This is a genomic window from Sphingomonas mesophila (assembly GCF_003499275.1).
In the GTDB taxonomy this organism is placed as follows: domain Bacteria; phylum Pseudomonadota; class Alphaproteobacteria; order Sphingomonadales; family Sphingomonadaceae; genus Sphingomicrobium; species Sphingomicrobium mesophilum.
In genome coordinates this window covers 2,171,807-2,183,803 of the sequence record NZ_QWDF01000001.1, presented here as the reverse complement: position 1 = coordinate 2,183,803, position 11,997 = coordinate 2,171,807, and the positions used below count along the sequence as shown (strand labels likewise).

The window sequence follows — 11,997 nt, the reverse complement described above, 5'->3', positions numbered from 1 at the left end:
AACTACGCTGCCCAGGCGGGCATCGACGTGCGGTTGCGGTGATGGATGATCGCCGGTCCGCAGTGCGAGCGCATGCTGGCTTCGGCCAGCGGCAGAGCGGTCGAGCAGAAGGCGCATTCGGCCGACATGCGGCCGATGATCCAGTGGGTCCGGCCGCAACCGGGGCAGTGATTGACCTCTTGCTCGCGATACACAGCGTGATAGCCGCGCCCCTTGGGGTCGTGGGCCATCTTGAGGTCGCCGAGGGTAGGAATGCTAGCCATGGTTCGAAGTCCCTTTCGGGCGATTTGAACGGTTAAGCGAGCGTGAAGTTTCACGCGTTCCGTTTCGGGAAAGCGGGAATGTTGCAGTTCGGGCACAGTCGGCCCGCTCCGCCAAGCGCTCAGTCCTTGAGGATTTCCATCGCGAACGGCTCGGCGAATTCGGCGCCGATGCGGTCGCCTTCGACCCACCGCACGACCGCGCTGGCGCGCTCGCGGCCGGGCAACAGCAGCCAGATTCGCGTCTCGACCTCGAACTCCTCGGAAGTCTCGGCCATGAAGCCGTGCTCGGACAGATTGAGCAATTTGGCCTCGCTGCCCTCCATGCCCATTTCGCGCAGCTTGGCGTCGATTTCGACCGGTATCCGCTCGCCGCGCCGCCGCTCCGCCCCGTCTTCGTCGGCGTTGGCGATCCGTGCCTTGATCATGTGTCGTCCCGAAGTTCGTCTGGCGCGCGAGTGGCGGAGTGGTCGAACCGGATGCCGAGCCGCCCGTCGTGCGACCAGCGCACCTGCCCCCGAAGCGGCGGCCGGTCAAGCCGATGAAGGAGTACCGCGCGCCCCTCGTCCAGCGCCACTTCGGCGGCGACCATCGCGCCGTCATCCGACAGGTCGAGGATCCGCGCCGGATGCTCGCGACCGTCGACCACCAGTCGCACCTGCTCGCCGCCGGCCATCTGCCGCGGCTCCGCGCGCGCGTCGATCACCTGGCCGCGCACGATGTCGAGCCAGGAGCGCAGGGTGGCGCTCAACCGCACGGCGCGCGCCGGACTCGGACGACCGATAATATCGCGCCGTCGCCCCGCCTCACCGCTGGTCCGAGTCGTTCATCATGTGTAAGAGATGGGGCGGGCACAGTGCAGCTTGTGCCGGGAAAAGTTCGGGGAAGACAAGTGATTAAGGGCTGGACCAGGATTTCACTCGCGGCCGCGGGCCTCATTCCGGCAGTCGCCCTGGCGCAAATGCCGGCGCCGGCTGCGCAGGTTCAGCCGGCCCCTCCGGCGCGCGACCCGATCGCGCCCTTGCCCGATGGCCAGCCGCTGCCGCCGCCTGCGCCGGTCCTGCCCCCGCCGGTCTGGCTTCCGGGCGACGCGCAGGCGCTGCTCACCGCCATCGCCAATGTCGCCGCCGAGGGCCTCGACCCGCGCGATTACGATCCGGCGCAGCTTCAGGCCGCGCTTCGCTCGGGTGATCCGGCGGCGATGTCGCAGGTCGCGACCGATCTCTACCGCCGCGTCGCCTCCGATCTCGCCCAGGGCCACGTCCGCGGCGCCGACCGCAACGAATGGCACATCCGCGACGACAAGTTCGGCGAAGCCGAGCAGATGGCGCTGCTGCGCAAGGCGCTGGCCGAGCACAACATCATCGGCTCTCTCAAGGGCCTGCTTCCGACCCACCCGCAATATCTGTCGCTCAGGGCCGCGCTGGCCCGCGCCGACAAGGCCGACGCCAAGGCCGTCAATCTGATCCGCCTCAACATGGACCGCTGGCGCTGGCTGCCGCAGGACCTCGGGTCCAAGTACATCATCGTCAACGTGCCCTCGTTCCACGCCACGCTCGTCCAGGACGGCGCGGCGCGGTGGAAGCGGCGGGCGATTGCCGGTGCGCTCAAGACCAAGACTCCCCAGATCAGCTCGCTCGCCCGCGGCGTGTGGCTCAATCCATGGTGGGAAGTGCCGCCGAGCATCGCGCGCGAGGTCGCCGGCAAGCGCGGCTACGTCGCGGTCAAGGGCGCAGACGGCAAGGTCCAGCGCTGGCGCCAACCGCCGGGGCCCGCCAACGCGCTCGGCAAGATCAAGTTCGACATGCCCAACAGCGAGGCGATCTTCCTCCACGACACCAATGCGCGCAGCCGCTTCAACTCGTCGGTGCGCGCGCTCAGCCACGGCTGCGTACGGACCCAGGACATCGTCGAACTGTCCAAGCTGCTGCTGGCCGACGACGGCGGCGAATACACGCCGGAGCGGGTCGACGAGATCCTCGCCAGCGGCAAGACGGTCAACGCCAAGTTCGTGAAGCCGCTGCCGGTCTACATCGTCTATTTCAGCGCGGCCGCGCTCAACGACGGCACGATCACCACCTACGCCGACCTCTACAAGCGCGACGACAAGGTGATCGCCGCTTTGCTCGACCGGTCGAAGGGCGGAGCGGCGGTCAAGACAGCTTCCAGATAAGGATGGAGCCGGCGCGGAGTAAATCCGCGCCGTCGGTCGTGTCCGTCTACGACGGCACGCCGTCCGCGGCTTCGCGACTCTCGCGGAAGTCGGCCGTCGCTGCGCAACGACCGCCTTCGACTAGGCGCTACGCCAGCTTGTCGGCGTAGATGAGGCGGCCGCCGCCGAGGCGGTTCATAACCTTCCACTGGTCGGCGCGGCTGAATGCGAAGCAGCCCTGGCTGCGGCCGAGCTTGCCGTGCTGCGCGACCATGTCGGGCTCGGCATACCAGGCGTTGTGAATGACGATCGCCCGGGCCATCGCATTATTGTTGGTCCAGTCGAGTCCATGGACCTTCATCGAAAGCCCGTACTTCCCGTGATAGGTGTCGGCGGTCATGTAGGCGCCGTTTGACGTCGCCTCCGACCCCGGACGGTTCGAGAAATGGTCGAGGAAGCCGGTGTGCGCCGGGTCAGAGCCGCTGCCGTGCGCGACCCGGAAGGTCTCGACCTGGCCGCTCGGCAAGTGGACGACGTGGAAGCGCGGATCGCCCGAGCCGATCCCGAAGTCGGCAATGCCGATGAAATCGCGCTGGCGAATGAACGGCCGTGCATCGAGCGCCGCCTTGGCGCGCTGAAACAAGGCCGGGTTGATCCCCGCCGGAGCGCTCGGCGCGGGCATGATGGCCGGCGCCGTCCCCGGGCGAAGCGGATCGCTGCCCATCGCGAACGGGCTCGGCTTGCCCAGCGGAAGCTCGGTCGAGCGGCCCGCGGACGTAAGCAGGAGCCCCCCGGCTCCGGCCGCTCCAAGGCGCAACATTTCCCGACGATTCAACGACATCCACCCCTCCCGGTTGACGCGCTGCTTGTACCAGAGCGAAGGTTAATCGCCGATAACCTCAAACCCCGGCCGGCCGCGTTTACCGCGCCAGCCGCTCGATTCGTCGCTGATTGCGCCCGATGCGCGTGGGTTGAACTGAAAAGCCGGCCACTGTATGGGCCCGCCGACGCCGCGCGAGAATCACGCGCGGCGACCGATACACATGCCTTCGCCGGATGTTGGCGCGCCACTGCGGCGGGCGACCGGAATGGCCGCTGGCATTACAGGAGTGAGTGGGACTTTATGCAGATCATCGTTCGCGACAATAATGTCGACCAGGCGCTGCGCGCGCTCAAGAAGAAGCTGCAGCGCGAGGGCGTCTATCGCGAGATGAAGCTGCGCCGCCACTATGAGAAGCCGTCGGAAAAGCGCGCCCGCGAGCGTGCCGCCGCGATTCGCCGGGCCCGCAAGCTCGAGCGCAAGCGGATCGAGCGCGAAGGCGCCCGCTAAGCTCCTCTCCCCCTCTCAACCGAGGCCACATAACGATGTCGGCGACCCAGGTCCCGCTCCAGCCGCTCAAGCGCGGCACGCTTGCCAAGCTGTGGCTCGGCCTCGCCCTGCTGGTCGCCGCCGCCTTGCTGCTGGCGTGGACCGGCGCCGGGGCGATGCGCGGCACCACGACCCAGAGCGGGATCCAGATCCGCACCCTCGACGAGGGCCGCGGCGACCCGATCCGGGCAATGGACGGCGCGCTGATCGAATATGAGGGCCGACTGGCCGACGGCACGGTGTTCGACACCACCGAGGGCCGCGGCCCGGCCCCGATCATCCCGTCGCAGGTCATCCCCGGCTTCGGCGAGGCGCTCCAGCAGATGCGCGAGGGCGGCCGCTACAAGATCCGCATCCCCGCTGCCCTCGCCTATGGCGCGACCGGTACTCCGGACGGCAAGATCCCGCCCAACAGCGACCTCGAGTTCGACGTCAGCGTTCGCCAGCTGGTGCGCGACGCGGCGCTGATGATGGGCGCTCCGGGCCAGGGTCAGCCTCAGCCCCAGCCCCAGCCGGCAAACTAGGCCGCTTGCCCGCGGCCTTCTTGCCCGCGCTCAATTCCTGAAGCGTGGTCTTGATCGCGGCGACGATCGGATCGGCCAGGAACAGCCCCAGGATCCCGAACAGCGCGCCGAAGATCAGCTGCGCGGCGAGCACGAGCGCCGGCGCCAGGTCGACCGTCTTGCGCGCCACATAGGGCATGATCAGATAGCCATCGACGTTCTGGACGATGAAATAGATGGCAATGGCGTAGAAGCCCTGCTCGCTTCCGGCCGAGAAGCCGACCGCGACCATCAGCACGCCCGACACCACCGCGCCGATATTGGGAATGAACGCGAGGAGGCCGGTCAGCAGGCCGAGCAGCGCCGCCATCGGCACGCCCGCCAGCCACAGCAGCAGCCAGGTGCCGACGCCCTCGACGAACATGCCGAGCAGCCGTCCGGCCATCAGTCGGCGCAGCGTGTAGCCGACGCGGTCGGAGATGTCGTAGAAGCGGGCGCGATGCTCCATCGGGAGCATCCACGCCACCCCGCGGTCGTAGAGCTTGGGCTCGACCGCGACGAAGATTCCGATGACGACGATCATCAGCAGCGAGGTGACCGCGCCGATCGCGGTGCTGACCGCGCTGGTCAACCGGCCCGCGCCGCCCAGCACCTGGCCCATCAGGTCGAACCGCTCGCCCTGCTTGATGAAGCCCATCGAGCGGGCCCATTCGATCAGCTTCTCGCTCTGCTGGGTGATGACCGCCTGCAGCGCCTCGGCCTGCGCGGCGAGCGTCGTCCCGGCATAATAGACCACCCAGCCGATGAAGCCGAAGCCGGCCAGGGTGACGATCGCCAGCCGCCAGCCACGCCCGATCGGAAGCACTCGCCCGAGCAGCCTGGTGCCGCCGTCGAGGATTACCGCGAACACCAGCCCGCCGATAATCAGCATGATCGGCTGGGCGAGCACGATCACCCCGACGATGGCCAGCGCCATGCCGAGCCAGATCGCGGCGCGCTTGACCTCCGCGACCATGCGCGGATCGTGGATTTCGGTCGGGCCGGGCTGCTCGGCGGCGGTCGGGCGAGCGGCCTTGCTCAACGCGCTTGGTCTTTGACGCCGCCGCGCAGCGACGTCCCGGCGCGGCCCGAGCGGAACGAGGAGAACCAGCTCAGCGGATTGAGCGAGGTCGTGCCGTCGAGCGAGAAGGTGATGAACTCGGCGCGCCCGCCGATGTTCTCGAACGGCACCGGCCCGCCGAGCCCGTTGGCAGGCGGCCCGAGCTCGAACCGGCTGTCGGCGCTGCGGTCGCGGTTGTCGCCCATCAGGAACAGGTGCCCGGGCGGGATCGCCAGCGGGCCGAAGTCGTCGCCGCCGCTCGGCCCGAGGTCGATGGTGTCGTAGCTCACCCCGTTGGGCAGCGTCTCGCGCACGATCGGCAGCCGGCACACCGCGCGCCCGTCGCTGCCTTGCGCATAATGGCCGGAGAATTGGGCCGGTCCGCACGGCGCGTTGGCGTCGACCGGGACGAGGGCGTCGGGACGGCGCTGGTAGCGGATCGGCGTGCCGTTGAGGATCAGCCGCCCGCCGCGCAATTCGATGGTGTCGCCGGGCAGGCCAATGACCCGCTTGATATAATCTTCGTTCGACCCCGGCGGAGTGACGATGACGATGTCGCCGCGCTTGGGCAGCCGGCCGAACAGGCGGCCCTTGGCGGCGGGCAGGGTGATGCCCCACGGCTCGGGCGGGCCGCGCAGGATCATGGTGCGGAAGATCGCCGCCGGATTGGGGATGGTCGGCGAGACGTGCGACCAGCCGTAGGGATATTTGGTGACCACCAGCCGGTCGCCCTTCAACATCGCCGGCATCATCGATTCCGACGGGATGTAGAACGGCTTGGCGACGAAGCTGTGAAAGGCGAGCACCGCCAGCACGACCCACAGGATGCCCTTCAGTTCGCGCCACAGCGCGGCCCCGCGGCTTTCCTTGGGGGTCTCGTCGGCGGCGGGCGTCGGGGCCGGCTCGGCGGCGCGGTCGATGGCCAAGATGTCAGCTCTCCAGTCTGCGGGCTTCGAGGACCACGAAGGCCTGCGCCCAGGGATGATCGTCGGTCATCGTCAGATGCACATGCATGGCGTGGCCCGCCGGGGTCAGCGCGTCAAGCCGGGCGCGCGCACCGCCGGTCAGCTCGAGCGTCGGCGCGCCCGACGGCAGATTGACCACGCCAATGTCCTTCATGAACACGCCGCGCTTGAAGCCGGTGCCGACCGCCTTGGAAAAGGCTTCCTTGGCGGCGAACCTTTTCGCATAGGTGCCGGCGCGCGTGAACGGTCTGCGCCCCGCCTTCGCCCGCTCGACCTCGGTGAACACCCGCCGCTCGAACCGTTCCCCGAACCGCTCGAGCGAAGCCGCGATCCGCTCGATCGAGCACAGGTCCGAACCGATGGCGACGATCATGACGGGTATCTCACCGCGCCGCATCCATTGCCGCGCGCATTCCCCGGACGGCCTCGGCCAGCCCGACGAACATCGCCTCGCCGACCAGGAAATGGCCGATGTTGAGCTCGCGCAATTGCGGGATGGCGGCGATCGGCGCGACATTGGCGAATGTCAGCCCATGCCCGGCGTGCGGCTCGATGCCGTTCTTGGCCGCCAGCGCCGCCGCCTCGGCGATCCGGCGAAGCTCGGCCGCGCCGTCATCGCCGTCGAGTTCGGCGTAGCGTCCGGTATGGAATTCGACCACCGGCGCGCCAAGCTGGAGCGCGGCGTCCAACTGCCGCTCGTCGGGCTCGATGAACAGGCTGACCCGGATCCCGGCCTCGCCGAGCCGCGCCACGAACGGCCGCAGCGCCTCAATCTGCCCGGCGGCGTCGAGCCCGCCCTCGGTCGTCCGCTCCTCGCGCTTTTCGGGCACGATGCACGCGGCGTGGGGGCGATGGCGCAGCGCGATGTCGAGCATCTCGGCGGTCGCCGCCATCTCGAGGTTCAGCGGCACCGGGAGCTCGGCCGAAAGCCGCGCGATGTCCGCGTCGGTGATGTGCCGTCGGTCTTCGCGCAAATGCGCGGTGATGCCGTCCGCCCCCGTCTGCGCCGCGATCAACGCCGCGCGCACCGGGTCGGGATAGCCCGCCCCGCGCGCGTTGCGCACGGTCGCCACATGATCGATGTTGACGCCCAGGCGCAGGTGGCGCGTCAAGCGGCCCGGCTGCCCGGCTTGACCGCCGGGATCGCCGCCAGCTCGGGCGGCAAATCGCCCTCGGCATAGGTCGGCACGTCGATCCGGATCAGCGGGAAGAACGGCACCCCGAGGTCCGCCAGGCCGCCCGAGCGGTCGACCAGCGCGGCTTCGGCGACGACCGTCCCGCCGGCCTCGCCGACCGCCGCGATCGCCTCGCGACTCGACAGGCCGGTGGTCACTACATCCTCGACCATCAGCACCCGAGCGCCGGGTTCGAGCGCGAACCCACGGCGGAAATGGAAATTGCCGTCGGGCCGTTCGAGGAACATCGCCGGCCGGCCCAGCGCGCGGCCCATCTCGTGGCCGATGATCACCCCGCCCATCGCCGGCGACACGACCACGTCGATCTGCGCGCGGACTTCGTGCGGCAGAGTTGACGCTAGGGCTTCGGCGAGGCGCTGGGCGCGTTTGCCATCCATCAGCACTCGCGCGCATTGCAGATAGCGCGGGCTGCGAAGCCCCGAGGAGAGGATGAAATGGCCGTCGAGAAGCGCGTTCGAGGCGCGGAATTCGGTCAGGATTTCCTCTTCGCTCACGCCGTATCCGCCTCCGCTCCAGCCCGCCAATTAGGGCCGCTCAACAAATGCTTCAACCGCCCTTGAGAGGCCCGCACTCCCCGCCTATAAGGCCGCCGATTTCGAAGGGCCGGGTAGGTTCGGACGGGCCCACTATCCTAGCAACCCATGATCGGGGCGAGAATGAGATTGATCGGTTGGGCCCTGGCCCTCGCAGCCGCGGCGATTGCACCTGCAGCGGCGGCTGCCCCGCAGGCAAATGCGGCCACCACCAGCGCGGCGGCAGCGCCCGCCACCCCCGCCGCGACCGACGCGGCCGCTCCGGCTGCGGCAGCCGCCGCTCCGGCGGCTCCGGCCGTCCCGGCGACCGCCCCGGTCCCCGGCCTCGGCCAGCCCGACGGCCGCATGGGCCTTCAGGACCAGGTCACCGAGCTCGGCCAGCGCGCCGCCGACTTCCACGATTACTGGCTGCTGACGCTGTGCGTCGTGATCAGCCTGTTCGTTCTGGTGCTGATGGTGTGGACCATGATCCGCTACAACCGCCGCTCCAATCCGACCCCCTCGCGCAACAGCCACAACACGCTGCTCGAGGTGGTGTGGACCCTCGTCCCGGTGCTGATCCTGGTCGCCATCGCGGTCCCCTCGATCAGCCTGCTCGCCAAGCAATATTCGCCGCCGCCGGCCGACCTCACGGTCAAGGTCATCGGCCACCAATGGTATTGGACCTACCAATATCCGGACAATGGCGGGTTCGAGATCGTCTCGAACATGCTCAAGGAATGCAACGACAAGACGCTCGCGCCCGGCGCCCGCTGCCGCAAGGACAACGACGGCCCGCCGCTGCTCGCGGTCGACGAGCGGCTGGTCATCCCGGCCGGCCAGGTGGTGAAGTTCATCGTCACTTCGGAAGACGTCATCCACAGCTTCGCCGTCCCCGCCTTCTGGACCAAGATGGACGCCAACCCCGGCCGCCTCAACGAGACCTGGGTCAAGGTCGACAAGCCCGGCGTCTATTTCGGCCAGTGCAGCGAATTGTGCGGCGCGCGCCACGGCTACATGCCGGTCGCGGTCGAGGTCCTGCCCCCGGCGCAATTCGCCGCCTGGGTCGCGGGCAAGGGCGGCACCCTGCCCAGCGCGCGTCCCGCCGCAGCGCCCGACAGCACCGGCAGCTCGCCGCTGACCACCGCCGCCAACCCCGCCGCAGCGCCGGCCGCCGCCACCCCGACCGGCGGTCCGCCGGCCGGCACCGCCATCGCCCAGCCGTCGACCAACCAGGCCGCGACCGAGAATTAAGCGGAAGAACGAGAGACCCATGAGCACCATTCCAGCCGACGCGCTTCCGCTTCAACGCCATGAGGGCGCCCACGCGCACCACGATGCCGATCACAAGCCGGGCTTCTTCGCCCGCTGGTTCATGTCGACCAACCACAAGGACATCGGCACGCTCTATCTGATCTTCGCGATCGTCGCCGGGATCATCGGCGGCGCGATCTCGGGCATCATGCGCGCCGAGCTGATGGAGCCGGGCATCCAGTACCTCACCCAGGGCTGGCCGATCGGCGCCGGAAGCGCCAATTTCGACGAGGCGCTGCACCATTGGAACGTGCTGATCACCGCCCACGGCCTGATCATGGTGTTCTTCATGGTCATGCCGGCGATGATCGGCGGCTTCGGCAACTGGTTCGTCCCGATCATGATCGGCGCGCCCGACATGGCGTTCCCGCGGATGAACAACATCTCGTTCTGGTTGCTCGTCCCGGCCTTCATCCTGCTACTGGGCTCGGCCTTCGTGTCGGGCGGGACAGGGCTTGGCGCGGGTACCGGCTGGACCGTCTATGCGCCGCTTTCGACCAGCGGCAGCCAGGGCCCGGCGGTCGACATGGCGATCTTTTCGCTCCACCTCGCCGGCGCGTCGTCGATCCTCGGCGCGATCAACTTCATCACCACCATCTTCAACATGCGCGCGCCGGGTATGACCCTGCACAAGATGCCGCTGTTCGTGTGGTCGGTGCTGGTCACCGCCTTCCTACTGCTGCTCGCGCTGCCGGTGCTCGCCGGCGCGATCACCATGCTGCTCACCGACCGCAACTTCCAGACCGCCTTCTTCGATGCGGCCAACGGCGGCGATCCGGTGCTCTACCAGCATCTGTTCTGGTTCTTCGGCCACCCCGAAGTCTACATCATGATCCTGCCCGGCTTCGGCATCGTCAGCCAGGTCATCGCCACCTTCAGCCGCAAGCCCGTCTTCGGCTATCTCGGCATGGCCTATGCGATGGTCGCGATCGGCGTGGTCGGCTTCGTCGTCTGGGCCCACCACATGTTCACCATCGGCATGGACGTGAACACCAAGATGTACTTCACCGCCGCGACGATGATCATCGCCGTTCCGACCGGCGTGAAGATCTTCTCGTGGATTGCCACCATGTGGGGCGGCTCGATCAGCTTCGAAACGCCGATGCTGTGGGCGCTGGGCTTCATCTTCCTGTTTACCGTCGGCGGCGTCACCGGGGTCGTGCTCGCCAACGGCGGCGTCGATAATTACATGCACGACACCTATTATGTCGTCGCTCACTTCCACTACGTGCTGAGCCTCGGCGCGGTGTTCGCGCTGTTCGCCGGCTTCTACTACTGGTTCCCGAAGATGAGCGGGAAGATGTACAACGAGGCGCTCGGCAAGCTGCACTTCTTCGTTATGTTCGTCGGCGTGAACATGATCTTCTTCCCGCAGCACTTCCTCGGCCTCGACGGAATGCCGCGCCGGATCCCGGACTACAGCCCGGCGCTGGCCTATTGGAACTACATCTCGACCGTCGGCTACATGGTCATGGCCTCGGGCATGGTGATCTTCTTCGTCAACCTGATCCTGTCGTTCGCGGCCGGCAAGAAGGCGCCCGACAACCCCTGGGGCGAAGGCGCGACGACGCTGGAATGGACCCTGTCCAGCCCGCCGCCGTTCCACCAGTTCGAGACGCTGCCGGTCATCGACGACGGCGTGAAGCACTAGCTCGAGGCGCCGAGCGAAAGCTTGATCTTGCGAAGCGAGATCAAGCTTTCGTCGAAGAGACGCCGAAATGCGGCCGGCCTGCGCGCGAGCGGCCGCAGCCGCGTAGCGGGACAGGACCGACGTCACGGGATTTACTCCCGTGACGGTCTCCCTCCTCGGAAGAACTAGAACCCTCTCCCCGTCCCCCGCGTTCTCCGCTCATGCGCATCGCGTCCTACAACATCAACGGCATTACCAGCCGCCTTCCCGTCCTGCTCCGCTGGCTGGAGGAAGCGCAGCCCGACGTGGTCTGCCTGCAGGAGCTGAAGACCCCGTCCGAGCGTTTTCCCCGCGCCGAGATCGAGAAGGCCGGCTACAGCGCCATCTGGCACGGCCAGCAGCGGTGGAATGGGGTCGCCATGCTCAGCCGGGTCGGCGAGCCGGTCGAGATCCGCCGCGCGCTCCCCAACGACCCGGACCTTGCGCAATCGCGCTACCTCGAGGCGGCGGTGAGCGGCGTGCTGATCGCCGGCTTTTACGCGCCCAACGGCAATCCCTGGCCCGGCCCGAAGTTCGGCTACAAGCTCGCCTGGCTGACCGAGCTCCGCCGCCACGGCGCAAGCCTGTTCAAGGCCAAGGCGCCGGTGGTGATGATCGGCGACTACAACATCATCCCGACCGAGCGCGACGCCTATAAGGCCGAGCGCTGGGTTAAGGACGCGCTGTTTGCGCCCGAGGCGCGCGCGCTCTACGCGGAACTGCTCGCCGATGGCTGGACCGACGCGCTCGACACCTACTTCAAGGGCGATCCGCCGTTCACCTTCTGGCATTACTGGCGCAATTCCTTTGCGCGCGACGCCGGCATCCGGATCGACCATGCGCTGCTCAACAAGGTCGCCGCCAGGCGCCTCGTCGCCGCCGGGGTCGACCGCGAGCCGCGCGGTTGGGACGGCACCAGCGACCACGCCCCGGTCTGGGTCGAACTGAAAGTCTGACC

At 68.1% G+C, this 11,997-nt stretch carries 15 protein-coding genes; 6 read left to right on the top strand and 9 right to left on the bottom strand.

All coding sequences use genetic code 11. From position 1 onward, the window contains the following. Positions 1 to 2: 2 nt before the first annotated feature. The 3 genes from D0Z60_RS10950 to D0Z60_RS10940 all read right to left on the bottom strand — a co-directional run bounded on the left by D0Z60_RS10950 (position 3) and on the right by D0Z60_RS10940 (position 1,011). Positions 3 to 263, bottom strand: a complete 261-nt coding sequence (locus D0Z60_RS10950; RefSeq protein ID WP_118858266.1) for a hypothetical protein — start codon at positions 261 to 263, stop codon at positions 3 to 5. 119 nt (positions 264 to 382) lie between these two features. Further along, positions 383 to 688 carry a PilZ domain-containing protein gene (locus D0Z60_RS10945; RefSeq protein WP_118858265.1) on the bottom strand — a complete coding sequence of 102 codons (306 nt, stop codon included), beginning with the start codon at positions 686 to 688 and terminating at the stop codon, positions 383 to 385. Further along, on the bottom strand, positions 685 to 1,011 hold the full coding sequence (locus tag D0Z60_RS10940) for a PilZ domain-containing protein (RefSeq protein WP_118858264.1): 327 nt from the start codon (positions 1,009 to 1,011) through the stop codon (positions 685 to 687). The genes D0Z60_RS10945 and D0Z60_RS10940 overlap by 4 nt, the downstream gene beginning before the upstream one ends. 210 nt (positions 1,012 to 1,221) lie before the next feature. Between D0Z60_RS10940 and D0Z60_RS10935 the strand changes: the two genes are divergently transcribed. Beyond that, complete coding sequence (locus D0Z60_RS10935; protein ID WP_162888208.1) at positions 1,222 to 2,433, top strand: L,D-transpeptidase family protein; 1,212 nt, start codon at positions 1,222 to 1,224, stop codon at positions 2,431 to 2,433. Positions 2,434 to 2,560: 127 nt separating this feature from the next. On the opposite strand, the gene D0Z60_RS10930 is transcribed toward D0Z60_RS10935, so the two are convergent. Next, complete coding sequence (locus D0Z60_RS10930) at positions 2,561 to 3,232, bottom strand: murein L,D-transpeptidase catalytic domain family protein (RefSeq protein WP_118858262.1); 672 nt, start codon at positions 3,230 to 3,232, stop codon at positions 2,561 to 2,563. Positions 3,233 to 3,535: 303 nt separating this feature from the next. Between D0Z60_RS10930 and rpsU the strand changes: the two genes are divergently transcribed. After that, positions 3,536 to 3,742: a 30S ribosomal protein S21 gene (rpsU, locus tag D0Z60_RS10925; RefSeq protein WP_118858261.1), complete on the top strand. Its 207-nt coding sequence runs from the start codon at positions 3,536 to 3,538 to the stop codon at positions 3,740 to 3,742. 35 nt (positions 3,743 to 3,777) lie between these two features. Further along, positions 3,778 to 4,305: an FKBP-type peptidyl-prolyl cis-trans isomerase gene (locus tag D0Z60_RS10920; RefSeq protein WP_118858260.1), complete on the top strand. Its 528-nt coding sequence runs from the start codon at positions 3,778 to 3,780 to the stop codon at positions 4,303 to 4,305. Here D0Z60_RS10920 and D0Z60_RS10915 read toward each other — a convergent pair. From D0Z60_RS10915 to pyrE, 5 genes are read right to left on the bottom strand one after another with little or no spacing between them, the layout of a single operon-like run. After that, positions 4,214 to 5,365: an AI-2E family transporter gene (locus D0Z60_RS10915; protein WP_420822789.1), complete on the bottom strand. Its 1,152-nt coding sequence runs from the start codon at positions 5,363 to 5,365 to the stop codon at positions 4,214 to 4,216. The genes D0Z60_RS10920 and D0Z60_RS10915 overlap by 92 nt on opposite strands. Further along, positions 5,362 to 6,309, bottom strand: a complete 948-nt coding sequence (gene lepB, locus D0Z60_RS10910) for a signal peptidase I (RefSeq protein WP_205421058.1) — start codon at positions 6,307 to 6,309, stop codon at positions 5,362 to 5,364. Before lepB ends, D0Z60_RS10915 begins: the two co-directional genes overlap by 4 nt. Positions 6,310 to 6,313: 4 nt before the next feature. Next, positions 6,314 to 6,721: a holo-ACP synthase gene (gene acpS, locus D0Z60_RS10905; RefSeq protein WP_118858258.1), complete on the bottom strand. Its 408-nt coding sequence runs from the start codon at positions 6,719 to 6,721 to the stop codon at positions 6,314 to 6,316. A 10-nt stretch (positions 6,722 to 6,731) separates the two neighbouring features. Then, positions 6,732 to 7,460 carry a pyridoxine 5'-phosphate synthase gene (locus D0Z60_RS10900; RefSeq protein ID WP_118858257.1) on the bottom strand — a complete coding sequence of 243 codons (729 nt, stop codon included), beginning with the start codon at positions 7,458 to 7,460 and terminating at the stop codon, positions 6,732 to 6,734. After that, positions 7,457 to 8,038, bottom strand: coding sequence for an orotate phosphoribosyltransferase (gene pyrE / locus D0Z60_RS10895; protein ID WP_118858256.1), 582 nt, complete (start codon positions 8,036 to 8,038; stop codon positions 7,457 to 7,459). Before pyrE ends, D0Z60_RS10900 begins: the two co-directional genes overlap by 4 nt. Positions 8,039 to 8,200: 162 nt before the next feature. On the opposite strand from pyrE, the gene coxB reads away from it, so the two are divergent. The 3 genes from coxB to D0Z60_RS10880 all read left to right on the top strand — a co-directional run bounded on the left by coxB (position 8,201) and on the right by D0Z60_RS10880 (position 11,995). Next, complete coding sequence (coxB, locus tag D0Z60_RS10890) at positions 8,201 to 9,310, top strand: cytochrome c oxidase subunit II (RefSeq protein ID WP_240325625.1); 1,110 nt, start codon at positions 8,201 to 8,203, stop codon at positions 9,308 to 9,310. 19 nt (positions 9,311 to 9,329) lie between these two features. Beyond that, on the top strand, positions 9,330 to 11,021 hold the full coding sequence (gene ctaD / locus D0Z60_RS10885) for a cytochrome c oxidase subunit I (protein WP_118858254.1): 1,692 nt from the start codon (positions 9,330 to 9,332) through the stop codon (positions 11,019 to 11,021). A 200-nt stretch (positions 11,022 to 11,221) separates the two neighbouring features. Next, the gene (locus D0Z60_RS10880) at positions 11,222 to 11,995 is read left to right on the top strand and encodes an exodeoxyribonuclease III (RefSeq protein WP_118858253.1); all 774 of its coding nucleotides are present in this window, start codon (positions 11,222 to 11,224) and stop codon (positions 11,993 to 11,995) included. The last annotated feature ends 2 nt before the right edge of the window (positions 11,996 to 11,997 follow it).

Excerpts from the sequence above, each read along its gene's own strand:
- D0Z60_RS10950 (WP_118858266.1), bottom strand. The coding sequence starts at position 263 with ATGGCTAGCATTCCTACCCTCGGCGACCTCAAGATGGCCCACGACCCC.
- D0Z60_RS10945 (WP_118858265.1), bottom strand. The coding sequence starts at position 688 with ATGATCAAGGCACGGATCGCCAACGCCGACGAAGACGGGGCGGAGCGG.
- D0Z60_RS10935 (WP_162888208.1), top strand. The coding sequence starts at position 1,222 with ATGCCGGCGCCGGCTGCGCAGGTTCAGCCGGCCCCTCCGGCGCGCGAC.
- D0Z60_RS10930 (WP_118858262.1), bottom strand. The coding sequence starts at position 3,232 with ATGTTGCGCCTTGGAGCGGCCGGAGCCGGGGGGCTCCTGCTTACGTCC.
- rpsU (WP_118858261.1), top strand. The coding sequence starts at position 3,536 with ATGCAGATCATCGTTCGCGACAATAATGTCGACCAGGCGCTGCGCGCG.
- D0Z60_RS10920 (WP_118858260.1), top strand. The coding sequence starts at position 3,778 with ATGTCGGCGACCCAGGTCCCGCTCCAGCCGCTCAAGCGCGGCACGCTT.
- acpS (WP_118858258.1), bottom strand. The coding sequence starts at position 6,721 with ATGATCGTCGCCATCGGTTCGGACCTGTGCTCGATCGAGCGGATCGCG.
- coxB (WP_240325625.1), top strand. The coding sequence starts at position 8,201 with ATGAGATTGATCGGTTGGGCCCTGGCCCTCGCAGCCGCGGCGATTGCA.
- ctaD (WP_118858254.1), top strand. The coding sequence starts at position 9,330 with ATGAGCACCATTCCAGCCGACGCGCTTCCGCTTCAACGCCATGAGGGC.
- D0Z60_RS10880 (WP_118858253.1), top strand. The coding sequence starts at position 11,222 with ATGCGCATCGCGTCCTACAACATCAACGGCATTACCAGCCGCCTTCCC.